The 22,900-nt window shown below is 69.4% G+C and carries 21 protein-coding genes; 5 read left to right on the top strand and 16 right to left on the bottom strand.

Annotation, left to right across the window (positions count from 1 at the left end):
* Nucleotides 1–110: 110 nt before the first annotated feature.
* Nucleotides 111–1,604 (bottom strand): sulfatase-like hydrolase/transferase, encoded by a 1,494-nt coding sequence (locus ACFYWS_RS15440; protein ID WP_389275354.1) that lies wholly within the window; start codon nucleotides 1,602–1,604, stop codon nucleotides 111–113.
* Nucleotide 1,605: 1 nt separating this feature from the next.
* Nucleotides 1,606–3,078, bottom strand: coding sequence for an MFS transporter (locus tag ACFYWS_RS15435; RefSeq protein WP_389275351.1), 1,473 nt, complete (start codon nucleotides 3,076–3,078; stop codon nucleotides 1,606–1,608).
* A 55-nt stretch (nucleotides 3,079–3,133) separates the two neighbouring features.
* Between ACFYWS_RS15435 and ACFYWS_RS15430 the strand changes: the two genes are divergently transcribed.
* Nucleotides 3,134–3,775, top strand: coding sequence for a TetR/AcrR family transcriptional regulator (locus ACFYWS_RS15430; protein ID WP_389275348.1), 642 nt, complete (start codon nucleotides 3,134–3,136; stop codon nucleotides 3,773–3,775).
* On the opposite strand, the gene ACFYWS_RS15425 is transcribed toward ACFYWS_RS15430, so the two are convergent.
* Nucleotides 3,776–4,177, bottom strand: a complete 402-nt coding sequence (locus ACFYWS_RS15425) for a cold-shock protein (protein ID WP_389275345.1) — start codon at nucleotides 4,175–4,177, stop codon at nucleotides 3,776–3,778.
* A 206-nt stretch (nucleotides 4,178–4,383) separates the two neighbouring features.
* Here ACFYWS_RS15425 and ACFYWS_RS15420 point away from each other — a divergent pair, with 206 nt between their 5' ends.
* Entirely contained in the window at nucleotides 4,384–5,043 is a 660-nt protein-coding gene (locus tag ACFYWS_RS15420) for a hypothetical protein (RefSeq protein WP_389275342.1), read from the top strand.
* A gap of 1 nt (nucleotide 5,044) precedes the next feature.
* Here the strand turns inward: ACFYWS_RS15420 and ACFYWS_RS15415 are convergent, their stop codons facing one another.
* The 5 genes from ACFYWS_RS15415 to ACFYWS_RS15395 form a co-directional block, all read right to left on the bottom strand.
* Nucleotides 5,045–5,770 (bottom strand): aspartate/glutamate racemase family protein, encoded by a 726-nt coding sequence (locus ACFYWS_RS15415; RefSeq protein WP_389275339.1) that lies wholly within the window; start codon nucleotides 5,768–5,770, stop codon nucleotides 5,045–5,047.
* A 56-nt stretch (nucleotides 5,771–5,826) separates the two neighbouring features.
* Nucleotides 5,827–7,317, bottom strand: coding sequence for an NCS1 family nucleobase:cation symporter-1 (locus ACFYWS_RS15410; RefSeq protein WP_389275336.1), 1,491 nt, complete (start codon nucleotides 7,315–7,317; stop codon nucleotides 5,827–5,829).
* A 254-nt stretch (nucleotides 7,318–7,571) separates the two neighbouring features.
* Complete coding sequence (locus ACFYWS_RS15405) at nucleotides 7,572–9,083, bottom strand: NCS1 family nucleobase:cation symporter-1 (RefSeq protein ID WP_389275333.1); 1,512 nt, start codon at nucleotides 9,081–9,083, stop codon at nucleotides 7,572–7,574.
* A gap of 92 nt (nucleotides 9,084–9,175) precedes the next feature.
* Nucleotides 9,176–10,198, bottom strand: a complete 1,023-nt coding sequence (locus ACFYWS_RS15400; RefSeq protein WP_389275330.1) for a TIGR03842 family LLM class F420-dependent oxidoreductase — start codon at nucleotides 10,196–10,198, stop codon at nucleotides 9,176–9,178.
* A gap of 114 nt (nucleotides 10,199–10,312) precedes the next feature.
* Complete coding sequence (locus ACFYWS_RS15395) at nucleotides 10,313–11,200, bottom strand: oxygenase MpaB family protein (RefSeq protein ID WP_389275327.1); 888 nt, start codon at nucleotides 11,198–11,200, stop codon at nucleotides 10,313–10,315.
* 263 nt (nucleotides 11,201–11,463) lie between these two features.
* On the opposite strand from ACFYWS_RS15395, the gene ACFYWS_RS15390 reads away from it, so the two are divergent.
* The gene (locus tag ACFYWS_RS15390) at nucleotides 11,464–12,687 is read left to right on the top strand and encodes an MFS transporter (protein ID WP_389275324.1); all 1,224 of its coding nucleotides are present in this window, start codon (nucleotides 11,464–11,466) and stop codon (nucleotides 12,685–12,687) included.
* Nucleotides 12,688–12,697: 10 nt separating this feature from the next.
* Here the strand turns inward: ACFYWS_RS15390 and vanX are convergent, their stop codons facing one another.
* The 5 genes from vanX to ACFYWS_RS15365 form a co-directional block, all read right to left on the bottom strand.
* Nucleotides 12,698–13,306 carry a D-Ala-D-Ala dipeptidase VanX gene (gene vanX, locus ACFYWS_RS15385; RefSeq protein WP_389275710.1) on the bottom strand — a complete coding sequence of 203 codons (609 nt, stop codon included), beginning with the start codon at nucleotides 13,304–13,306 and terminating at the stop codon, nucleotides 12,698–12,700.
* Between the two features lie 14 nt (nucleotides 13,307–13,320).
* On the bottom strand, nucleotides 13,321–14,361 hold the full coding sequence (vanA-Sc, locus tag ACFYWS_RS15380; RefSeq protein WP_389275321.1) for a D-alanine--(R)-lactate ligase VanA-Sc: 1,041 nt from the start codon (nucleotides 14,359–14,361) through the stop codon (nucleotides 13,321–13,323).
* Complete coding sequence (locus ACFYWS_RS15375; protein ID WP_389275318.1) at nucleotides 14,354–15,346, bottom strand: D-isomer specific 2-hydroxyacid dehydrogenase family protein; 993 nt, start codon at nucleotides 15,344–15,346, stop codon at nucleotides 14,354–14,356. The genes vanA-Sc and ACFYWS_RS15375 overlap by 8 nt, the downstream gene beginning before the upstream one ends.
* A 153-nt stretch (nucleotides 15,347–15,499) precedes the next feature.
* Entirely contained in the window at nucleotides 15,500–15,955 is a 456-nt protein-coding gene (locus ACFYWS_RS15370) for a GNAT family N-acetyltransferase (RefSeq protein WP_389275315.1), read from the bottom strand.
* Entirely contained in the window at nucleotides 15,952–17,112 is a 1,161-nt protein-coding gene (locus ACFYWS_RS15365) for a lipid II:glycine glycyltransferase FemX (RefSeq protein ID WP_389275311.1), read from the bottom strand. The genes ACFYWS_RS15370 and ACFYWS_RS15365 overlap by 4 nt, the downstream gene beginning before the upstream one ends.
* A gap of 87 nt (nucleotides 17,113–17,199) precedes the next feature.
* Here ACFYWS_RS15365 and ACFYWS_RS15360 point away from each other — a divergent pair, with 87 nt between their 5' ends.
* Together ACFYWS_RS15360 and ACFYWS_RS15355 are read left to right on the top strand one after the other, a co-directional pair.
* A complete protein-coding gene (locus ACFYWS_RS15360) occupies nucleotides 17,200–17,895 on the top strand; it encodes a response regulator transcription factor (protein WP_389275308.1) in 696 nt (231 codons plus the stop codon).
* On the top strand, nucleotides 17,888–18,952 hold the full coding sequence (locus ACFYWS_RS15355; protein WP_389275304.1) for a sensor histidine kinase: 1,065 nt from the start codon (nucleotides 17,888–17,890) through the stop codon (nucleotides 18,950–18,952). Before ACFYWS_RS15360 ends, ACFYWS_RS15355 begins: the two co-directional genes overlap by 8 nt.
* Nucleotides 18,953–18,971: 19 nt before the next feature.
* Here ACFYWS_RS15355 and hydA read toward each other — a convergent pair whose 3' ends face one another.
* The 3 genes from hydA to ACFYWS_RS15340 form a co-directional block, all read right to left on the bottom strand.
* Entirely contained in the window at nucleotides 18,972–20,378 is a 1,407-nt protein-coding gene (gene hydA / locus ACFYWS_RS15350; RefSeq protein ID WP_389275300.1) for a dihydropyrimidinase, read from the bottom strand.
* Nucleotides 20,379–20,402: 24 nt separating this feature from the next.
* The gene (locus ACFYWS_RS15345; RefSeq protein ID WP_389275297.1) at nucleotides 20,403–21,245 is read right to left on the bottom strand and encodes a nitrilase-related carbon-nitrogen hydrolase; all 843 of its coding nucleotides are present in this window, start codon (nucleotides 21,243–21,245) and stop codon (nucleotides 20,403–20,405) included.
* Between the two features lie 109 nt (nucleotides 21,246–21,354).
* Nucleotides 21,355–22,899 carry a PucR family transcriptional regulator gene (locus tag ACFYWS_RS15340; protein ID WP_389275294.1) on the bottom strand — a complete coding sequence of 515 codons (1,545 nt, stop codon included), beginning with the start codon at nucleotides 22,897–22,899 and terminating at the stop codon, nucleotides 21,355–21,357.
* Nucleotide 22,900 lies beyond the last annotated feature (1 nt).

Below are 22,900 nucleotides of genomic sequence, written 5' to 3'. Positions count from 1 at the left end.
AAGAGGGTTGTCCGGGATCCGGACAACCCTTGGTGAAGATTGGATAACCACGAGCGGCAAAAGGGGCGCCCACCCACAGATCGCCCCTGCCCGACTCGGCTCAGCTCAGCTCAGCTCAGCGGAGCGAAGTCCTCCCCCTCCACCTCGCGCAGCTTCCCGAACCGCTCCCTGAGCTCGACCCGCCGCGCCCGGTCCATGGCGAGATTCACCAACTCGCGCGGATCCTCCTGGAGGTCGTACAGCTCGTGGTCGTTGTCGTCGAAGTCGGCGTCCGGACCGTAGAGCATCGTCGACGGCTCCGGCTTCTCCCCGAGGTCGGCGGGGAGCCCGCCGCCGACACCGAAGTAGCGGGCGTACTTGAACCGGCCGTCGAACATGCCGCGCACCGCGTACCGCGTCCGCTGGATACGGCGGGTGTGCGTGGCCTCGTGCGCGAACAGCACGTAGTCGCGCACCGACGCCCGCGGATCCCGGAACACGGGCGTGAGGTCCACCCCGCGGAACGAGTCGGGCGCGGGCACCCCCGCGAGCGCGCAGATCGTCGAGGCGAGATCGACGTGCGAGGCGAGGGAGCCGCTGACCGTGCCGGGGCGGGTCGTCCCCGGCGCCTTCACGTAGCAGGGCACGCGCATGATCTCGTCGTAGACGAAGGGCCCCTTGGAGCGCAGGCCGTGGCCGCCGCACATGTCGCCGTGGTCGGACGTGAAGATCACGATCGTGTCGTCCCAGCCACCGGACTCCTCCAGGGCGCCGAGGACCTTGCCCAGGGACTCGTCGGCGAGGCGGTGCAGCTGGGCGTAGTAGTCGAGCTGGCGCAGCCACGCGCCCTTGTCGGCCGGGTCGATGCGGCCGTAGAGGCTGTGCTGCTGGTCGTGGCGCCACTGCCGCTGGGTGTCCGGCTTGGTGTGCAGATCGTCGTCGAAGTTGCCGGGCAGTTCGCTGAACACCTCGTCGTAGGGCTGCTCGTACGGCGGGATCGCCTGCCCGCCGCCCCAGTCGCCGTCGAGGAACTGGCGGATGAACTCCATCGTCCGGGGGTGCGCACGCTGGTATTCGGGCTGGTCGACCGGGTACCACATCACGTCGTGCGGGTTGACGAGCGCGACGGTGAGGAACCAGGGCTCGTCCGACTGAGCGTTGCGGCGCAGCCAGTGCGCCGCGTTGTTCGCGATGACCGGGTCGAAGTGCACGCCGGTGCCCGCGAGGCCCATGAAGTGGTGGTCGTTGCCGTCCCAGTCCCCGTAGCCGTACGCCTCCATGTCCGGCCGCGCCGAGCGGGACAGGTGCCATTTGCCGATGTACGAGGACCGGTAGCCGGCCCGCCGCAGCGCGCCGCCGATGGTGGGGAGCGCCGGGTCGAGCTCGGGCTGCCAGGGGAAGATGACGTTCTCGGCGACCTGGTGCTGGGTGACGTACTGGCCGGTCATCATCGTGGCCCGCGAGGGCGAGCAGGGCGAGGAGTGCGTCCAGTAGTTGGTGAACTCCATGCCTTCGGCGAGCAGCCGCTCGCGCCAGGGGAGTTCGACGGTGGCCGGGAGCCAGTCGCGCTGGCGCTCCTGGTCGGAGACGACGAGGAGGATGTTCGGCCGATCGGATTGGGGCATGTCAACCTTCCTTGTTCGCAAGGGAGTTGGTCTCGCTCGGGACGGCGCCCACCCCGCCGGTCGCCGGGGTCCGCCCGTGCCGCATGAAGGCGGCGACGAGCAGCGCGACCGCCGCGGCCCCCGCCGCCACCAGGAACGCGCAGACGTAGCCCGACTCGGCGTAGAGGATCGTGTCGTCCGCCCCTGATCCGTCGAGGACGTGCTGGGCGAGTACGGCGCCGAGCACCGTGACGCCCGTGGCGTTGCCGAGGTTGTTGGCGACGCCCATCATTCCGGCGCCGACGCCGGTGTGCGTCGCGGGCACGGCCTCGACGACGAGGTTCGACACGGACACGAAGAAGAAGCCGAACCCGACGCCCGCGAACAGCGCCGCGAGCAGGATGTGCCACACCTCGGTGTGCAGCGCCGACAGGAGCGCCGCGCTCGTGGCGAGGCAGCCGAGCGCGATCAGCAGGCCGGTGCGCGGCGCGTGCCGCCGCGCGAGCAGCCCGCCGAGCGGACCGCCGGCCGCGCTCAACAACCCTTGCGGCACAAGGAAGATGGCGACACCGAGCGGCGCCATGCCGAGCCCGAAACCGGTGTCCTTCGGCGTCTGCACGAGCTGTGGCAGCGTGAGCGCCTGCCCGCCGATCGCCACGGAACCGCCGAACGCGGCGAGCAGCGTCCAGCGCAGCCCTGGCCCCGCGAGCAGCCGCAGGTCGATCAGCGGATACGCGGCGCGCAGCTCGCACACCACGAACAGGGCGAGCAGCACACACGCGCCTGCGGCCACCGCGATCAGCCGCCCCGAGCCCCACCCCCACCGGCCGCCCTGCCCCACCGCGAGCAGCACGCCCGCGGCGCCGCAGCCGAACAGCAGTCCCCCGGCCACGTCCACCCGCCGCCGCAGCCGCACCCCGGACTCCGGGAACGTGGCGACGACGAGCGGCGTGAGCACCACCGCGTACAGCAGGCAGAACCAGAAGATCGCCCGGAAGCCGAAGAGCTGCGTGAGCGCACCGCCGACGACCGGGCCCACGATGACGCTGAGCCCGATGCCGGTGGTGATCGCGCCCATCGCCACCGGCACGAGGCGCACCGGGAACACATCGCGGATCAGCCCGTACGCGGCCGGGGCGATCACCATCGCGATGCCCTGGACGGCCCGCCCCGCGAGGAACACGGGGAAGTTCGGCGCGAGGGCGCACATCAGCGAGCCGACAGCGAAGGCGCCCGCCGCGTACACGATCACCCGCTTCTTGCCGTGCCCGTCGGCGACCTTGCCGAGCAGCGGCTGCGCCACCACCCCGACGAGGCTCACGACGGTGAGCGTCCAGCCGATCGACGGGGTGCGGAACTCGGTCGCCATGTGCGGCAACGCCGGGTAGACGAGGGCGAGTTCGAGCGCGACGACCTCGGTGAGCAGGATCAGCGGGACGAGCCGCAGGACGTACGCGGCGGTGCTGAGGCCTTCGAGCCGGGACGTGTGGGTCACGCTGACGTCTTAACGCGCTTGCGTTAAACAAGCAAGACAACCGACACTCTTCGCCATGGCACCCGCACCCGCGAACGCAACACGACGCCGCCTCATCGACGTGGCGGAACGCCTCTTCGCCGAACAGGGCATACATGCCACGTCACTTCGGGAGATCGCCGCGGCCGCGGACCAGCGCAACACGTCCGCGGTCGCCTATCACTTCGGCACGAAACGGGGGCTGATCGACGCGATCTACGAGGACCGGCTCACCGCCACCACGGCGCGCCAGCTGGAGTTGCTGGAGGCGATCGACGCGCAGGGCCGGGGCAAGGAACTGCGGGCGCTGGCCGGGGTGTTGGTGCGTCCGATGGCCGAGCGCCTGGCGGATCCCGAGCGGCCCAGCTGGTTCCTGCGGTTCGTCGTCAACGCCATGTACGTCGAGGGCATCGCGCCGAGCGACCTCAGGGCCCACCCGTGGACGCGCGGCCTGCTACAGCTGCACTCCAGGATCACGCGCTGCATGCCCGAACTCCCGGACCGCGTACGGGAGAACCGGTGGGAGTTCTTCATCGGCCTGCTGCTGCACACGCTCGCCCAGCGGGAGCGGGTACTTCAGGCCGGAGCCGACCCCGGCGAGCCGCACCTGCTCGCGGCCGACCTCGTCGACGCGGGGGTGGCGGTGCTCACCGCCGAGGTGTCGGACACCCCGTGGTGATCAGCTGTCCACCCAGCCGTGCTTGCGGCCGCTCTGCACCAACTCCCGGCGGATCGCCAGGATCTGCTCACCCGTCAGGGACGGCGCCGAGCGCAGCAGCAGCTCCGTGACCTCGTTCGTGAACTCGTCGACGCGCAGCACATCGCAGAGCACGTCGTCGCCGTCGGCCGCGTGCCGTCCTGGCGTGGGAGCCGAGGCCCCCTCGGCGAGCTGCACCGACGAGGCCTTGGGCCCACGGTCGCCCTCCTCGATGTCGAAGGAGACCTTGAGGCCCGTCCGGATGTACGACTCGGGGATCAGGAGGTCGTTCACATGCAGGAAGACGTCCTCGCCGCCGTCGTCCGGCGCGATGAACCCATATCCACGCGCTCCGTCGAAGCGCACCACACGACCAGCTGCCACGCCAACCCCCAACCACCTCGGCGGACCCAGTGCCCGCGGCCTCCAACAACGTGAGCGGATCCTACCCGTCCGCCCCCGCGATCCCGTGGACCCACTGTGGCGACGCCCCAGCGTGATGTCACAGTGACGGAAGTGGCGGTTTCCGCACACAGCAACTCATGTGAGACTGGCGTCCCCCGCCCGCCCTGACGTAAGGGACGTACGCCGTGGGTTCTCTCCCGCTCCCGGTCACCCTGACCGCACGCCTGCTGCCCGTCGCCGTGCTCGCCTGCGCGGGCTGGGCCTATTCGGGTCCCATGGCGGAGCAGTCCAAGGACCGCTCCGAGTCGGCGCCGCAGTCGTCCTCCGCGCCCGACAAGCCGGGTGCGGCCGTGGCCTCGAAGACCTTCGCCAAGCCGCCGGCCCCCTGTGACGCGGTGCCCACCTCGACGGTCAAGTCCCTCGTGCCGGACGGGAAGACGGCCGGCAAGGAGCTGTCGGCCACCGACGAGTCGGTCCGCCGCGGCTGCTCGTGGAGCGCCCTGAAGGGGTACGACTACCGCTGGCTGGACGTCTCCTTCGAGGTGAAGGACTCCGACGACCTGGCGAAGAAGGCGTTCGCGGCCGGGGACGGCGAGAAGCGGACCAGCCCGCTCAAGGGCCTCGGGGACGAGGCGCGTGTGACGAGCTCGCTCACGACGAAGGACAAGCAGGACACCCGCGAGTCCGTCGTGACGGTCCGCACGGGGAACATGCTGCTGACCGTCACCTACAACGGCAGCGACTTCGAGTCGAAGGGCGCACCGTCGAACGACACCGTGATCAGAGGCGCCCGCAAGGCCGCCGGGGACGCGGCGGCCTCGCTCGACTCCGGCAAGGGCTCCTGAATCAGCCCTGGCTCGGCGGCCAGTTCTTGAACCGCTTCGGGCGCGGCGGCGCGTACGTGCGCACCTTCGACGTGCTCAGGCCCATCCGGACCAGCGACTCCGCCACGGTCACGGCCGCGGCGACACCGTCGACGACGGGCACGCCCGTACGCGCCTTGACCTCGTCCGCGAGGCCCGCCATGCCGCCGCAGCCCAGGCAGACGACCTCGGCCCTGTCGTCCTCCACGGCCCGCGCTGACTGCTCGACGATGGCCTTGACGGCGGCGTCCGGATCGCGTTCGAGGTCGAGCACGGCGAGGCCACTGGCGCGTACGGAGGCGAGGCGGTCGGTGAGCCCGGCCAGCTTGAGGCGGTCCTCGATGAGCGGCACGGCCCGGTCGAGCGTCGTGACCACGGAGTACTTGTGGCCGAGGTACATCGCCGTGCTCGCGGCGGCCTCCGTGATGTCGACGACCGGGACGTCGAGGAGCTCCTGGAGCCCCTCGCGGCCGTGCTCGCCGTAGCCCGCCTGCACAACGGCGTCGAAGGGCTCCGGGTAGGCGCGGACCGTCTCCATGACGGCGATCGCGGCCAGGTAGCTCTCGTAGTTGCCCTCGCAGGAGTCCGGGCCGAACGCCGGGGTGAGCGGCACGATCTCGGTGCCGGGCGCGGCCACGGCCCTGGCCTGCGCACCGATGCTCTCGGTCATGCCCTCGGTGGTGTTGACGTTGCAGACGAGAATGCGCATGGCGAGCTACAGCTTTCTTCTTGTTTTCGGTGAAGCGGGTCAGGCGGTGAGGCGGATCAGGCGGCGGGTACGGCGATCTCCTCGCCGTCGACGTCGTTCGCGGTGCGACTGCGGTCCGCGAGGGCGACGTAGAGCAGCGCGGCGAGGCCGGCGCCGATGAACCAGGAGAACCCGGAGAGCGATGTGAACGCGGGGACGAGGGCGATCACGACCGCGACGGCGGCGGACGGGGCGAACGCGCCGACGGCCCGCAGGTGGAACCCGGACCGGTAGTGGTAGTCGCCGTCCGGGGCGTCGGTGTAGAGGTCGGGGACGTTGACCCGCGTCTTGCGGACGAGCCAGTAGTCGGCCATGACGACGCCGAAGGCGGGGCCGAGCAGGGCGCCGAGTCCGCCGAGGAAGTAGTTCACGACGGTCGGGCTGTTGTAGAGGTTCCAGGGCAGGATGACGAGCCCGATGACGGCGCTGACGATGCCGGCCTTGCGGAAGTTCAGCCTGCGTGGGAACAGGTTGACCAGCGTGTAGACGGGCGCGACGAAGTTCGCGAGCAGGTTCACCGCGATGGTCAGGACGATGAAGGCCAAGGAGGCGAGGACCATCAGCGGGGTGCTCGGGATGGTCGCGACGATGTCCTCGGGTCCTGCGATGACCGCACCGTTGATCTTGAACTGGCCGCCGGAGAGCACGACGACGATGCCGGCGAAGAAGAGCATGTTGAGCGGGATGCCGACCAGGTTGCCCGCGACGATGGCGCGGCGGCTCTTCGCGGAGCGGGTGAAGTCGCAGAAGTTCAGGACGAAGGTGCCGTAGATGACGACCCACAGCGCGGCGGATTCGAGGATCTGCCGCCAGGCGTCGAGCCCGGTGGGCGCGGAGCCGGTGGAGACCGCGATGGACATGTCCGCCTTGACGAAGATCCAGGCGGCGAGCGCGCACATCGTGATGAGGATGGTGGGCGCGGCGAACGCCATGTATTTGCGGATGAGTTCCATGCCGTAGCTGACGATCACGACTTGGACGACCCAGAGGGCCAGGAAGGTGATCCAGCCGAGGGTGGACAGGCCCAGGATCGAGTTGTGGTCGAGCGAGGCGGCGCCGGGCGCCAGCTTCTTGACGACGGCTCCGAGCACGACGGCGGCGAGATACGTCTGGATGCCGAACCAGGCGATGGCGACGGCCCCGCGCACGGCGGCGGGGATCTGCGCGCCGCGGATGCCGAAGGCGATCCGGCTCATCACGGGGAACGGCACGCCGGTCTTCTGGCCCATGTAGCCGGAGAGCGTGAGGAGCGCGAAGAGCAGGACGGAGGCGACGACGAAGGCGATCAGGATCTGCCAGACGCTGAGCCCGAGCGCGAACAGGCCCACGGCGAAGGCGTAGTTGCCCAGGCTGTGCACGTCGTTGCCCCACAGCGTGAAGACGTTGTACGCGCCCCAGCGGCGGCCCTCCTTCTTGGTGGGGGCCAGATCGGGACTGTAGAGACCCGGACTGGTGCGGGCGGGCCCGTCGACACCGGCGGTGGGGGTCTGTTCGTGCACGGCAGCCATGACGCGCTCCTGGAAGTCCACATTTTCCGCGATGAGGAATCTCTTTTCCTCTTGGCGGGAAGACGCTACGGGCCGGTTTTGCGGTAATCAAGAGGTGTACGCGAAGAAAACACCGATTCCTCACGGGTGAACTGGCCGCCCGTTTCGGACATTTGGCGAGCCACGCACGTCGGACCCGCACTCCGGTTTGGTATACCAAACCTGATGAAGTGCGGGTCCGTCAAGGAGAGCCAGGTCACAGAATTCGGGGTCGGTCAGTCCCGCCGCTGCCCCGCCATCAACGCCGTGTACAGCACGAGCGACGCCGCGAGACCCACGGCCCAGCCGTAGTCGGCCAGCGGCTTGAGGAAGGGGATCAGACCGTCCAGCGGGAACGGTCCCGCCTTCTCGCCCTTCGCGTTCACCGTCGAGTACGAGCCGCCGACGGCCAGCACGCCGCCGATCGCGAAGGCGAGGACGGCGCGCCAGTTCCAGCCGCCGCGGTACCAGTAACGCCCGTCCCGTACATACAGATCGGCGAGGTGCAGCACCGTCCGCCGCACGATCCAGTAGTCGGCGATCAGGATGCCCGCGACCGTGCCGAGCAGCCCGCCGACCACACCGAGCCAGGTGAAGATGTACAGCTCGGGCGTCGACGTGAGCTTCCACGGCATGACGAGGACGCCCACGACGCCCGTGATGACCGCGCCCGTGCGGAAGCTGATGAGCTTCGGGGCGAGGTTCGCCAGGTCGTACGCGGGCGAGACCACATTGGCCGCGATATTGACGCTGATCGTCGCCACGAACACCGTGATCAGCGCGAACAGCAGCCCGAACACGTTGTCCGTCTTGGCGGCCAGCGCCACCGGGTCCCATATCGGCGCCCCGTAGACCTTCTCCGAGCCCGCCGTCACCAGGACCGACATCAGCGCGAACAGGGTCATGGTCGTCGGTAGGCCGAGCGTCTGCCCCCAGACCTGCGCCCGCTGCCCCTTCCCGAAGCGTGTGAAGTCCGGGATGTTCAACGACAGCGTGGACCAGAAGCCGATCATGCCCATCAGGCCGGGGAAGAAGACCTTCCAGAAGTCCGGGCCCCAGCCGACCTTCGACGGCTCGTGCAGCAGCGGACCGAAGCCGCCCGCCTTGTTCGCGATCCACACCAGCAGCACCACCGCGCCGACGAGCACGAACGGCGCCGCCCAGTTCTCGAAGCGGCGCAGCGTCTCCATACCCCGGTAGATGATGGCGAGTTCGAGGACCCAGAAGAGGAAGAAGCAGAGCCAGAGCGTCCACGGATAGCCGCCGACCTCGGCCGCCCCCGTCCACCCTCCGAAGATCTTCCCGAGGAGCAGGAAGATGCCCTGGCCGCCGATCCACGTCTGGATGCCGAACCAGCAGCAGGCCACCGCCGCCCGCACCAGCGCGGGCAGATTGGCGCCGCGGATACCGAAACCCGCCCGCGCCAGGACCGGGAAGGGGATGCCGTACTTGGGCCCCGCGTGCCCGGTCAGCAGCATGGGGGCCAGGACGATGACGTTCGCGAGGGCGATGGTGAGGACCGCCTGCTTCCAGTCCATGCCCAGGGCGACGAGCCCGGACGCGAGCGTCCACGACGGGATGCAGTGCGCCATCCCGATCCACAGGGCCACGAAGTTGTACGTGGTCCAGCGGCGGTCGGCGAGCGGGACGGGGCGCAGGTCCTCATTGGCGTAGCGGCTGCCGGCCGGATAGGCGTCGGCGGCGAGCTCCACCGCGGGCCGGGGTGCTCTCGGGGCGGTGTCGGTCATGGGCAGTCCGTTCTGCTCAGGGAGACGGGAACAGCGGCCGTGCGGGGTGCGGTGCCGTCAACTGCCTTGCCTGGTACGGAGCTTGACGCCTGTCAGCCGCGCAGCGCGGGGATCACATCCCTGCCGTACGCCTCGATCACCGACTCCTTCGCGTCGTGCATCGCGTACACCGCGAACTGGTCGACGCCCAACTCCCGCAGCGCCTCCAGCCTTTCGAGGTGCGCCGCGGGCGGGCCGAGCAGACAGAAACGGTCCACGATCTCGTCGGGCACGAACGCCGTGTCCGGGTTCCCGGAGCGGCCGTGGTGCGCGTAGTCGTAGCCCTCACGCGCCTTGATGTACTCCGTCAGGGCGTCCGGGACCATGCCGGAGTGCGCGCCGTACTTGGCCACCAGGTCGGCCACGTGGTTGCCGACCATGCCGCCGAACCAGCGGCACTGCTCGCGCGCGTGGTCGAGCGCGGCCGGTGTGTCTACCTCGGTGACGTACGCGGGCGCGGCGACGCAGATCTTCACCGCGGCGGGATCGCGGCCCGCCGCCTCCGCCGCGCCCCGCACCGCCTTGATCATCCACTCGGTGAGGAACGGGTCGGCGAGCTGGAGGATGAACCCGTCGGCCTCCTCGCCGGCCATCTTGAGCGCCTTGGGCCCGTACGCCGCCATCCAGACGGGGAGTTCGGCGCCCTCGCGCACCCAGGGGAACCTGACGAGGGAGCCGCCGCCGAGGTCGGCCTCATCACCCCGCGCCAGCGCGCGGATCACCTTCATCGCGTCGCTGATCCGGGCGAGCGTGTTCGGCTTGCGCCCGGCCACCCGCATCGCGGAGTCGCCGCGCCCGATGCCGCACACGGTGCGGTTGCCGTACATGTCGTTGAGCGTCGCGAAGGTCGAGGCGGTGACCTCCCACGTGCGCGTGCCCGGGTTGGTGACCATCGGGCCGACGGTCAGCCGCTCGGTCTCCGCGAGGATCCGGCTGTAGATGACGAACGGCTCCTGCCACAGCACAGCCGAGTCGAACGTCCACCCGTATGTGAAGCCGGAGCGCTCCGCGCGTTTCATGAGGTCCACGACCGCGGACGCGGGCGGGTCGGTCTGCAGGACGAGTCCGAAGTCCATGGGGAGCCCCTCGTGTCGAGTATCGAATGCCGAATACCGAGTGCCGAGCCGCCATTGAAAGGCACAATCGTGGACTTCCCCGAGAGGCTTGGCAAGAGGTCCACCGGATGAGTTCTACGCGCGTCCAGCATCGGGACGGGCGTCCTCGGCCGTCCCGCGGCCGGGGAACGTGCCGAGGTCGGCGATCCGGTACCCGTTCGGATAGCCGCGCACGGTGCTGCTTTCCCGGCCGTGCTGCGGCGTACCGCGCGCCGGAAGCAGCCCGACGAACCGGCCGCGCATCCTGAGCCCGCCCCGCACCACCCGCTCGACGGCCGGCTTCGGGTCCTTGTACCCGAACGCGGCGCGCAGCGGAGGATCCATCAGACAGACGGAGGCCCGGCGCACGGCCGCCCCGAGCGGTCCCGGATACCAGGACGCCATCAGGTCGAGCGTCGCCTCGGACACCGCGTGCCCGCCCGGGTCGTACGCGAAGTGCTCGCGCTCGTAGTCGTCCATGAGGCGCTCGAACTCCTCGTACGTCTCCGGGATGTCCTTGATGTTCATGCGCCGGCCGAGGTCCCGGTAGTAGTTGGTCGCCGCGCGCACCTCGTGCGGCGAGTACGGCCGCCACGCGTACGCGTCCATCCAGCGTTTGGGCACGACGACGAAGGTCGACAGGACGTAGCGGTAGTCGTCGTTGGAGATGTCGTACGCGCCGTGCATCCGGTTCATCCGGCGCACGGCCTCGCGGCCCTCCCCCACGTCGGGGCCGTGCTCGCCGACCGCGTCGAGGATGAGCACCGTGTCGTCGTACCGCTTCTGCGCGCGCTCGGTGAACTCGCCGGTGCGGACGAGGAGTTGGCCGATGCTCGGCACCGCGTACGTCCGGTAGAGGGCGAACCCCAGGGCCTGCATGGTGTCCCAGGGGAACTCGTACGACGAGCTGATGCCGTAGATCTCGTGGTAGTCGATGTCGGGGTCGAGCCGGCGGATCCGTCGGATCCAGTGGTCGCGCCGCACGCTGATCCTCCCCGGGCCTTGGCGCACGACGGGGCCGTGTCCCCGACGTGCCCGCGGCCCCACCTTCGTACCGGCCACCTTCGTACGACCACCTTCAAGGATCAAGACCGACGGCGTACGGACACGGGGTACGGGGTGACGGAGGTCACGAGGGCGCGCGGGGCGAACGCGGAATGCGCGGGTCCGTCCCGCTGCTGCACGGTTGTCGGCCGATCTCTGTCCCAGGGACCGGCCTCCCCGTTCTTCGAAAGGCTTCCTGCACCATGCCGCTGGCCCTCCTGGCCCTGGCTGTTGTCGCGTTCGGCATCGGCACCACCGAGTTCGCCACGATGGGGCTGCTGCCCCAGATCGCCGACGGCATCGACGTGTCGGTGCCGCACGCCGGCAACCTCGTCTCCGCGTACGCGCTCGGTGTCGTCGTCGGCGCCCCCGTCCTGACGGGCATCGGCGCGCGCATCCCCCACAAGCGGCTGCTGCTGCTCCTGTCCGGCCTCTTCGTGATCGGCAACGTCGCGTCCGCGCTCGCCCCGAACTTCGGCCTGCTCTTCGCCGCGCGCTTCCTCGCGGGTCTGCCGCACGGCGCGCTGTTCGGCGTGGGCGCCGTCGTCGCGTCCCGGCTCGTCACACCCGACCGGGCCGCCCGCGCCGTCTCGAAGATGTTCCTCGGCCTCACCGTCGCCAACATCGTCGGCGTCCCGGCGAGCACGGCCCTCGGCCAGCACCTGGGCTGGCGCTCCGCCTACTGGGCGGTCGCCGTCATCGGCGGCGTCGCCCTCGCGGCGCTCGCCCTCTTCGTCCCGCACCAGCCGCGCGGCGGACAGACCGGGATCCGGCACGAGCTGCGGGCGATGGGCAACCGGCAGGTCGTGATCGGTCTGGCCACGGCCGTGGTCGGCTTCGGCGGCTTCTTCGCCGTCTACAGCTACTTGGTGCCTATGCTGACGAACGTCACCGGCATCTCGGACTCCTCGACCACCCTGGTCCTCGCGCTCTACGGCGTCGGCATGACGCTGGGCACCCTGATCGCGGGCCCGCTCACGGACCGCGCCCTGCGACCCACCCTGTACGCGGGGCTCGCGCTGCTCGCGGTGGCCCTGGTGGCGTTCTATTTCGCGGTCCACAGCACGGTGCCCGCGCTGATCACGATCGCCGCCATCGGAGCGTTGGGCTCCCTCATCACGACGCCCGTCCAGATGCTGCTGATGGCCAAGGCGGAGCACGCCCCCACCATGGCGGCGGCCTCCAACCACTCCGCCTTCAACCTCGCCAACGCGGGCGGCGCCTGGCTCGGCGGCCTCGCCATCTCCGCGGGCTGGGGCTGGACCTCCCCCGTCCTGGTGGGCGCGGCCCTCGCCGTCGCCGGCCTCGCCCTGGCCTTCGCGGGCGGCTTCATCGACCGCGGCGGCCGCCACTCCGACGTGGTCGCGTCGTCCTCCGGCCCCGAGCCGTCGCCGCAGGCCGACCAGGTCACGCTGACGAAGCCGTGAGCCCGGCGTCCTACGTGATCGGGAAATCGAAATAGGTGTCCGGATACGGCTCGTCGTCGAGTGTGTAATGCCACCACTCGCACTCGTACGCACTGAATCCGCAAGCCTCCATGAGGGACCGCAGATGCTGACGGTTTCGTGCCTCGGTGGGCGTGATCCCTTGCGCACCGTGATGCGAGATGGAATCCATCAGGTCATGGTCGCCGCCCATGGGCACGAGCTCACCGGTGGCCACGTCATACAGCGTGAGGTCGACCGTGCTGCCCCGGCTGTGGCCGGACCTGGCGGCCACATATCCCTGCTCGAACATGTCGGCCCTGCCGATACGGGGATAGTGCCGCGCCTTGGTCCGGCCGTCCTCCGGCTGCTGCGACCAGCGCAGAAAACAGTCGACGGCGTGCTGCGGGCGATAGCCGTCCCAGAGCAGCAGGCCGAACCCCCGTGTTCGGGCCTTCTCTCCGGCCCGCTCCAGGGCCGCGCCAAGAGCCCTCGTCCCGACGACCCGATTGGCCAGATATCCGTCCACCGGTTTGCCGGTGAAGTTGTCCCACGTGGCGTACTTGGCGTCCCAGCGTATTCCGGGCGCCAGCTCGTCCACGAAGACGAAGTCAGCCTTCATCGAATCCGTCGGCTTCATCGGCTTTTCCCCGTCAAGGCGAGGGACACCGTCCGTTCGATCACTTCGGAAAGCGGCAGCCCCGCGGCCGCCATCATCCGCGGATAGCGGCTGTACGAGGTCATGCCGGGGAACGTGTTGACCTCGTTGAGGACGACTTCTCCGTCCTCCTTGAGGAACATGTCCACCCGCGAAAGTCCACCGCACCCAAGGGCGCGGTACACGGCCTTGGCCGTCTCCTGCACGACGAGCTGTGACGCCTCCGGAATGTCGGCGGGAACGATCGCGACGGAGTTCTCGGAACCGGTCTCGGGGGCGTCCTCCTGGTGGATCCTGAAGAATCCCTGCGAGAGGGCGATCCGGTCGACCTCGCCGGCGGTCAGATCCGACCCGTTCCCGAGGATGGCGCAGCCGATCTCACTGCCGACGACGGCCTCTTCGATCAGCACCTTCGAGTCGTACTGCCGTGCCGTTTCGACCGCGCCGGGCAGTTCCTCTTCTCGCGACACCTTGGTGACGCCGAAGGACGATCCCGAACGGGCCGGCTTCACGAACACCGGATAGGTGAGCAGGGCGGGGTCCATGGTTTCGTCCGCCGTCACGGTCCAGAAGTTCGGCGTGGCGATTCCCGCGCTTCGGGCGACGACATAGGCAAGGGATTTGTCCATGCACAGGGCGGAGCTCTGGATGTCGCAGCCGATGTAGGGAATTCCGGAGAGTTCCAGCAGCCCCTGTATGGCGCCGTCCTCGCCGAGCGTGCCGTGCAGCACGGGCAGTACGACGTCCAGACGGATCGTTCCGTAGCGTCCCTGCTCAAGAATCAGCAGTCCGTGCACGTCACTGTCCGGCGACAGCGCGACGGGACGGCAGTGGCCGCTCTCCCACTCTGCGCCGGGCCCGTCACAGAGCTTCCAGGCACCGCTCTTCGTGATCCCGATGTAGAAGGGTTCGTACTTCTCGAGATCGAGGTTTCGGGCCACCTCTCGCGCGGACTTGACGGAGACGAGGTGCTCCTCGGAACGGCCACCGAATACGATGCCGAGCTTCAGCCTAGACATGCTGATTCCTGCTTTCGAATGTCAGACAGTTGGTGAGAGAGTTCTCCACGGTGTCGCGCAGGGCGTGATCCGTGTAATAGGCGGTGTGCGGACTGATCAGCGCGTTGGGCAGCTCCTGGAGCCGCAACAGCGCTTTGCTTTCGATGTGTTTGCGGCGGCAGTCGGCGTAGAAGATGCCCTCCTCACCTTCGACGACGTCCAGGGCCACGCCACCCAGCCTGCCGCTCTCCAATTCCTGCACCAGAGCTTCGGTGTCGATGAGTGCGCCACGTCCGGTGTTGACGATCAGCGCACCGTTCTTCATCAGTGCAAGGCGCTGTCGATTCAGCAGATGGTGTGTGGCAGCGGTGAGCGGTGCATGCAGCGTGACGAGGTCGCTTTGTCGCAGCAGTTCATCGCGCGAAACGTGCTCGACATCGGCGGCGCCGGGGCTTACCACCGGGCGATTGTCGTGGGCCAGGATGCGGCAGCCGAACCCCCGCAGCCGGTCCATGACCGCCGCTCCGATGCGGCCCGTCCCGATCACTCCGACCGTCAGATCTCGCAGTTCTTTCCCGCGCGCATCACTCAGTCGGTAATCGTGCATATCGGTGCGACGGACAATGGATTTCGCATCCCGTACCGCCATCAACATGAGCATCAGCGTGTAGTCGGCCACACTGTCCGGGGAGTAGGAGACGTTCTCGACGAAGATGCCGATGCTGTCCGCGTATTCCACGTCGATGTGGTTGTAGCCGATGCTCCGCGTGGAGATGTAGCCCACGCCGACTCGGCCGAGCGCGCGCAGCGTGGCGTGGGTGATGGGCACCTTGTGGCCGACGCTGACGCACCGGCTGCCGGAGGCCAGTTCGGCGTTGGCTTCGGAGACGGGTGCGTCGGTGATGGCCGGCCGTACACCGAGGCCGGCCGCCAACTCGTGGAACAGAACGGCTTCGTCCCGGCCGCACCCGTACATGGTGATGCGGGTCGTTTCGCTGTGGGTCATGCCTCCAGTCAAGGCGGCGTGCTGTTGCCGGAACGTATGCGGTTTTCGATATGCCCGCGATACGTCTCACCGTCTTGACTGGCCGCATGACCGGCAGAACAGCAGGCATGACGTCCAGGAACCAGGAACAGGAGCGGACGCTCGACGACGTGGTCAGGAGCCGCCTGTCGGCAGGTCTCGCAGGAATCGCAACGACTCCCCCGCTTGGTCGATGTATCGGCGGCGCCGGTAGAACGCGTGCGCCTCCTGCCGACGATCCCCGCTGGTGACCTCCATGCGGACGCAGCCGCGGGTGGCGGCGAAGGACTCCGCGGCGGCGACGAGTTGAGAGCCGACGCCGCGGCCCCGTGCTCGGCCGGAGACCACCAGGGCCACGATCCGGCCCCAGGAGCCGTCCCGTTCGAAGAACGGGCAGACGTGAACGGCGATCGCCCCGAGGAGGTCGTCGCCGTCCTCGGCCACATGGGCCGCGCTGGACGGGTTCTCGGCCCAGGTCCGGATCCGGTTCGCCGTCGCGGCCCGGCCTTCTTGTGGATAGCCCAGTTGATGCAGCAGTTCGTTGACGGCTGAGGCGTCGGCGGGGTGTGCCGGTCGGATCCTCATGCTCATCGCGCGCGCCGCCTCATGTAGAGGTCGAAGGCCCGGTAGATCATCGGCCGCAGCGGCAGGTCCCACTCGCCGACGCACCGCACCGCCTGACCGCCGGTGCCGACCTTGAACTGGACCAGCCCGACGTGCGGGTCGTCCGCATCGAGGGTGGGGGTGATGCCGCGCAGGTCATAGACGTCGCAGCCGGCGGCGAGCGAGTCGCGGATCATCGCCCACTGGCAGGCGTTGGAGCCGCGCACCTCGCGCTTCTCGGTGGCGGAGGCCCCGTAGGAGTACCACGCGTGGCCGCCGACGCGGATCAGGACAGCAGCAGCGGTCAAGTCGCCCTGGTGGCGGGCCAGGTAGAGCTTGATCCGCTCGGGATCCTCGGCCCGCATCTGCGCGAACATGGTCTCGAAGTAGCGCAGCGGCCGGGGCGTGAAGCGGTCGCGCTCGGCGGTGTGGACGTAGAGGTCGTGGAACGCCTTCAAGTCCTCGCCGAGCGTCGCCTCGCCGACCGTGACCTCGACCCCCGCCTTCGCCGCCTTCTTGATGTTGCGGCGCCACTGCTGGTTCATGCCCCTCAGTACGTCGTCCTCGGTCCTGCCCCTCAGCGAAATCTCGTACTTGAACTGCGGGTGCCCGACGCCGAAGCCGTCCTCGGGATTCTGCGGAAGCCAGCCGGCGTCACCGAGTCGACCGGCCACCTGGGCGCCGACCGGGTCGCCCCACTGTCGTGGCAGGTCGGTCAGCCGCCGGATGTCCGGGGCGGCGATTCCCTCCTTGACCTGGGCAGCGCTCCAGGTGTCCGTTACCACCGGCGGGCCGAGCCGGATCGCGAACGCGCCGTGCTCCTTGAGATACGCCGCCAGGGGATCGAGCCAGGCACCGATCTCGCCGCTCCAGTCGATGACCGGGCCCTCGGGCAGATACGCCAGCGTGAAGCGGTCGAGCCGCGGCACCGGGCGATGCAGGACGAGCCCCGCACCGACCAGGCCCCGGCCGTCGAACCAGCCGAGGCACTCGCTGCGCCACTCGGTCTTGACGTGGCCCCACGCCGGAGTCTGCAGAAAGCTGACCGACCGCTGGGCCCGCACGAACGCCACATGCTCGGCGGTGCTGATCGGCCTGACGACAAGATTCCTGGCTGCTGCTCGTACTGGTGCGCTGTAGGACATGCCGCCAGCCAAGGCAGCGAGATGTTGCCCTGGCGTATGCGGTTCTCGATACGCCGACGATATGTGCCGCCTCGTAGCCTCAAGACCATGCGTGTCTTGATCGTCGAGGACGAGCCCTACATGGCGCAGGCCATCCGCGATGGCCTGCGACTGGAAGCGATCGCGGCCGACATCGCCGGTGACGGCGATACCGCTCTGGACCTGCTGAACATCAACACCTACGACATCGCCGTCCTGGACCGCGACATCCCCGGCCCGACCGGCGACGAGATCGCCAAACGCATCGTCGCCTCCGGCAGCGGCATGCCCGTCCTCATGCTCACCGCGGCCGACCGGCTCGACGACAAGGCATCGGGGTTCGAACTCGGCGCCGACGACTACCTCACGAAACCGTTCGAACTGTTGGAGCTCGTGCTCAGGCTCAGAGCCCTCGATCGCAGGCGCGCCCACAACCGTCCGCCGGTGCGAGAGATCGCGGGCCTGCGTCTCGATCCTTTCCGTCGCGAGGTCTACCGCGACGACCGCTACATCGCGCTCACCCGCAAACAGTTCGCGGTCCTTGAGGTCCTCGTCGCCGCCGAAGGCGGTGTCGTCAGCGCCGAAGAGCTCCTGGAGCGCGCATGGGACGAGAACGCCGACCCGTTCACCAACGCCGTACGCATCACAGTCTCCGCCCTGCGCAAACGCCTCGGGGAACCCTGGCTCATCGCCACCGTCCCGGGCGTCGGCTACCGCATCGACACGACGCGCGGCACCGAGCACGGGGGTGGCGACCGTGGATAGGCGGCCCGGATGGAGCGTGCGCCTCAAACTCACCCTCAGCTACGCCGGATTCCTCATGCTGGCCGGCGTCCTGCTGCTCGCGGCGGTGTGGGTGTTCCTGCTGCGCTCCTACCCGTCGGGGATGCTGATCCGCTCCGTTCTCCTGCGGGGCTTCGGCCCGGCGGTAGCCGCCGTACTGGTATTCCTGCTGGTATTCGGTCTTCTGGGAGGATGGATCCTCGCCGGACGCATGCTCGCCCCCCTGGACCGCATCACCCATGCCACCCGCACGGCCGCGGCCGGAGCGCTGTCGCACCGGATCCGTCTGCCGGGCCGCAAGGACGAGTTCCGTGAACTCGCCGACGCCTTCGACATGATGCTCGCGCAGCTCGAGACACACGTCGCGGAACAGCGGAGATTCGCCGCCAACGCCTCGCACGAGCTGCGTACCCCGCTGGCGATCTCGAAGACACTCATCGACGTCGCCCGCGCCGATCCGAACCACGACACCGGTGAACTCGTCGACCGCCTCCACGCCGTCAACACCCGGGCCATCGACCTCACCGAGGCGCTGCTGGTTCTCAGCCGCGCCAACCAGCGGTCGTTCGCCCGAGAGTACGTCGACCTGTCCCTCGTCGCGGAGGAAACAGCCGAAACGCTCCATCCGCTCGCGCAAAAGCACGGTGTCTCCCTCGACACCAGCGGCGACATCGCCCTCACGGCCGGTTCGCCCGCGCTCCTGCTGCAGCTCACCACGAACCTCGTACAGAACGCGATCGTCCACAACGTGCCGGAACGGGGCACCGTCTGGGTCCACACCCGCGTCCGCCCGAAGACCGTGGTACTCACCGTCGAGAACACCGGCGAGCAGCTCACCCCACGGCTGGTCGCGACCCTCACGGAACCCTTCCAACGCGGTACCGAGCGCATCCACACCGACCAGGCGGGCGTCGGCCTGGGCCTGGCCATCGTCAAGACCATCACCGAGGCACACGACGGAACGCTCACGCTCACCCCACGCCCTGCCGGCGGGCTCCGCGTCACCGTGGACTTGCCCGCGGGCGAGTGGCCACTGTGAGTGGGCCGAAGGACAGGGCCTACCCCAGGTACTGACACGTCCCCCGCGGCATGTACACCCCGTGCCCGGCCCGCCCCGTGAACTCCCGCTCCGTCACGACGAGTTCACCGCGGGACAGCACGGTCTCGACCCGCCCGGTCAGCCGCTTCCCCTCGTACGCCGAGTAGTCGACGTTCATGTGATGGGTCTCCGCCGAGATCGTCTGCTCGGCGTGCGGGTCGTAGATCACGATGTCGGCGTCCGCGCCCGGCGCGATGGTCCCCTTCTTCGGGTACAGCCCGAACATCCGCGCCGGGCTGGCGCAGGCGATCTCGATCCACCGCCGACGCGAGATGTGACCGTCCACCACCGCCTGATGCAGCAGGTCCATCCGGTTCTCGACGCCCGGCATCCCGTTCGGGATCTTCGAGAAGTCGCCGCGGCCCAGCTCCTTCTGCCCGCTGAAACAGAACGGGCAGTGGTCGGTGGAGACGACCTGGAGCTCGTTCGTGCGCAGGCCGCGCCAGAGCGCCGCCTGATGCTCCTTCGGCCGCAGCGGGGTGCTGCACACGTACTTGGCGCCCTCGAACTCCGGCTCCGCCAGGTTGTCCGTCGACAGGAACAGATACTGCGGACACGTCTCACCGAAGACCGGCAGGCCCTCGTGCCGCGCCTTCGCGATCTCCTCCACCGCCTCCTGCGCCGACACGTGCACCACGTACAGCGGCGCGCCCGCCACCTGCGCCAGCTTGATCGCGCGGTGCGTCGCCTCCGATTCGAGCAGGGACTTGCGGACCTCGCCGTGGTAGCGCGGGTCGGTCTCGCCGCGGGCCAGCGCCTGCTCGACCAGGACGTCGATCGCGATGCCGTTCTCCGCGTGCATCATGATCAGGCCGCCGTTCTCACCGGCCCGCTGCATCGCCCGCAGGATCTGCCCGTCGTCGGAGTAGAAGACGCCCGGGTAGGCCATGAACTGTTTGAAGGACGTCACCCCCTCTCCCACCAGCAGATCCATCTCCTTCAGCGTGTCCTCGTGCACATCGGAGACGATCATGTGGAAGCCGTAGTCGATGGCGCACTGGCCGTCCGCCTTGGCGTACCAGGCGTCGAGGCCCTCGCGCAGCGAACGGCCGACCGTCTGGATGGCGAAGTCCACGATGGTCGTGGTGCCGCCCCAGGCCGCCGCCCGCGTGCCGGTCTCGAAGGTGTCGGCCGCGTAGGTGCCGCCGAACGGCATCTCCATGTGGGTGTGCCCGTCGACGCCGCCAGGGATGACGTACTTCCGCGACGCGTCGATGGTGCGCGCGTCCGTCCAGGACGCGGCGGTGTCGCTCCCGGTGGCCGCGAGGGCCACGACGCGGCCGTCCTCGATGAGGACGTCGGCGTGCAACTCGTCGGCGGCGGTGACGACGAGTCCGCCGCGGATGACCGTACGGACGGCGCTCATGTGCTCCTCCAGAGGTACGGGGACTTACGGGCGGGTCAGGGGCTCGTACGCCTGCGGGTTGCGGTCGCGGTAGAACTGCCAGCGGTCGCGGACCTCGCGCAGCTTCGCCATGTCGAGCTCGCGGACGACGAGTTCGGGCGCCTTGTCGTCGGCGACCTCGCCGACGAACCGGCCCTCGGGGTCGACGAAGTACGACGTGCCGTAGAAGTCGTTGTCGCCGTACTCCTCGACGCCGACGCGGTTGATGGCGCCGACGAAGTACTCGTTGGCGACCGCTGCCGCCGGCTGTTCCAGTTGCCAGAGGTAGCCGGAGAGGCCGCGCGAGGTGGCCGACGGGTTGAAGACGATCTGGGCGCCCTCCAGGCCGAGTGCGCGCCAGCCCTCCGGGAAGTGCCGGTCGTAGCAGATGTAGACGCCGATCTTGCCGACGGCCGTGTCGAAGACCGGCCAGCCGCTGTTGCCGGGGCGGAAGTAGAACTTCTCCCAGAAGCCCTTGACCTGCGGGATGTGCGTCTTGCGGTACTTGCCGAGGTAGCTGCCGTCGGCGTCGATCACGGCGGCCGTGTTGTAGAGGACGCCCGGCTGCTCCTCCTCGTAGACGGGGAGGACGAGGACGATGCCGTGCTCGCGGGCGAGGGCCTGGAAGCGCTGGACGACCGGCCCGTCCGGCACCGACTCCGCGTACTCGTAGAACTTCGCGTCCTGCACCTGGCAGAAGTACGGGCCGTAGAACAGCTCCTGGAAGCAGAGGACTTGGGCGCCCTGGGCGGCGGCGTCGCGGACCGCCTGCTCGTGCACCTTGATCATGGACTCTTTGTCGCCGGTCCATGCGGTCTGGAAGATGGCGGCGCGGATCACGGGGCTCATCGGACCTCCCTGAGAGGGGGTTGCACTGTGTGGTGTCGACGATAGGGAGCGGGGGCGCCGCCGCCGAGTCGCAGCGTGTCACGCGTGACGGCGCGGGCGTTGCACGGTGTCACGGCCCCGACTGCGCGTCGTGCGCGAGCAGGGCCAGATGGACGGACGCGGCCTGCTCGAAGTCGTCGAGGTCGACTCCGAGCAGCGTCTCTATGGACTGCAGGCGGCGGTAGAGGGCGGGTCGGCTCATGTGGGTGAGGTGGGCGGTGCGGGACTTGTTGCGACCGGTGGTGAGGTAGCCGCGCAGGACGGGGAGGAGTTCCGCGGCGTCGTCGGAGGCCAGGATGGCGTCCAACTCCCTTTCGGAGAAGGCCTGTACGCGGGGGTCGTCGCGCAACTGCCGTACGAGGCCGCGCAGTCGTACGTCGCCGATGCGGACCACCGGCGGGAGGCCGGGCGGCGCGCCGGTGGCGGCGTCGGCGACGTGCAGCGCCTCGCGCAGTGCCTCCGGTACGTCCTCCCAGTCGGTGCGTGCGGGGCCCGCCGCGACGACGGCCCGCGCGTCGCCGCTCTCCGCGCGCAGCCGGTCGGCGAAGTGCGCGGCGAGGGCGTCGGGCGACTGGTCGCGGGCGAGGCTGAGGAGGACGGCGGTGGAGCGTTCGGCGAGTTCCGCCACCAGTCCTGTGAGCCCCAACAGGCGTAGGAGACGGTCGAGTTGGGCCGGGGACGTGTCACGTACGACGAGGGGGACGAAGGTGCGGCGGTTCACCGGGAGGCCCGCCGCGCGTGCGCGGGGCAGCAGGCCGCGGGCCGGTGCGCCACCCGCGAGCAGGTCGGAGAGCAGACAGCGGGCCGACTGCTCCTCCCAGCTCGGCCCGGAGCCCGCCAGCAGGTGGTGCAGCACCAGGGCCTCCGCCGCACGGTCCGCGAGCAGCCGCCCGGACGCGCCGTCGCCGCGGTGCCCGCACAGTACGACGGAGCCCCAGCGTTCACCCCGGCCACCGAGCTCCGCGCGGATCCAGCCCTCCCCGTCGACACCGCCGGGCTGCCGGGCGATGCGGTCCCAGTCGCGCAACACGTCCTCGACTGCGGGGTGTTCGCCCGCGGTGGCGAGGACGCGGTGGGCGAGGTTGGTGAGGACGACCGGGCAGCCGCTGTGCGCGGCGATCTCGTCGAGCAGCCCCTGGAGCGGGGCGCCCGCCGTGATGAGTCCTGTGAGCGCGGTACGGATTCCCTCGGAGAGGCTGACGGCGGCGAACTTCCTTCGTACGAGCCGGGATTGGACCTCCTCCGTCAACTCGGCGAAGGGGAACGGGCGGTGCATCACCACCATGGGCAGCCCGTGCCGTTCGGCGGCGCGGCGCATCCCCTCCGGGGAGGACGGGAAGGCGCGGCCGAGGCCCAGCACGAGGGCGGCGGCCTCCGCGCGGTGCAGGGAGTTGATGTACTCGGCCTGCAGCCGCTCGTCGTCCGCGAGCAGGACTCCCGTGGTGAGGATCATCTCGCCGCCGCTCAGCATCACCCCTACGTCCGCGGCCTCGGCCACGTGCACCCAGCGGACGGGGCGGTCGAGGTGACCGGCCGCGGCGACCACCTCCGGTTGGCCGGCGGCGATGCGGTCGAGGGCGAGTATCTGGCGGACGGAGAGGGTGTGCGCGGTCATG

It is taken from the genome of Streptomyces sp. NPDC002795, assembly GCF_042888725.1.
In the GTDB taxonomy this organism is placed as follows: Bacteria; Actinomycetota; Actinomycetes; order Streptomycetales; family Streptomycetaceae; genus Streptomyces.
This window is presented reverse-complemented; position numbering and strand designations above follow the sequence as displayed.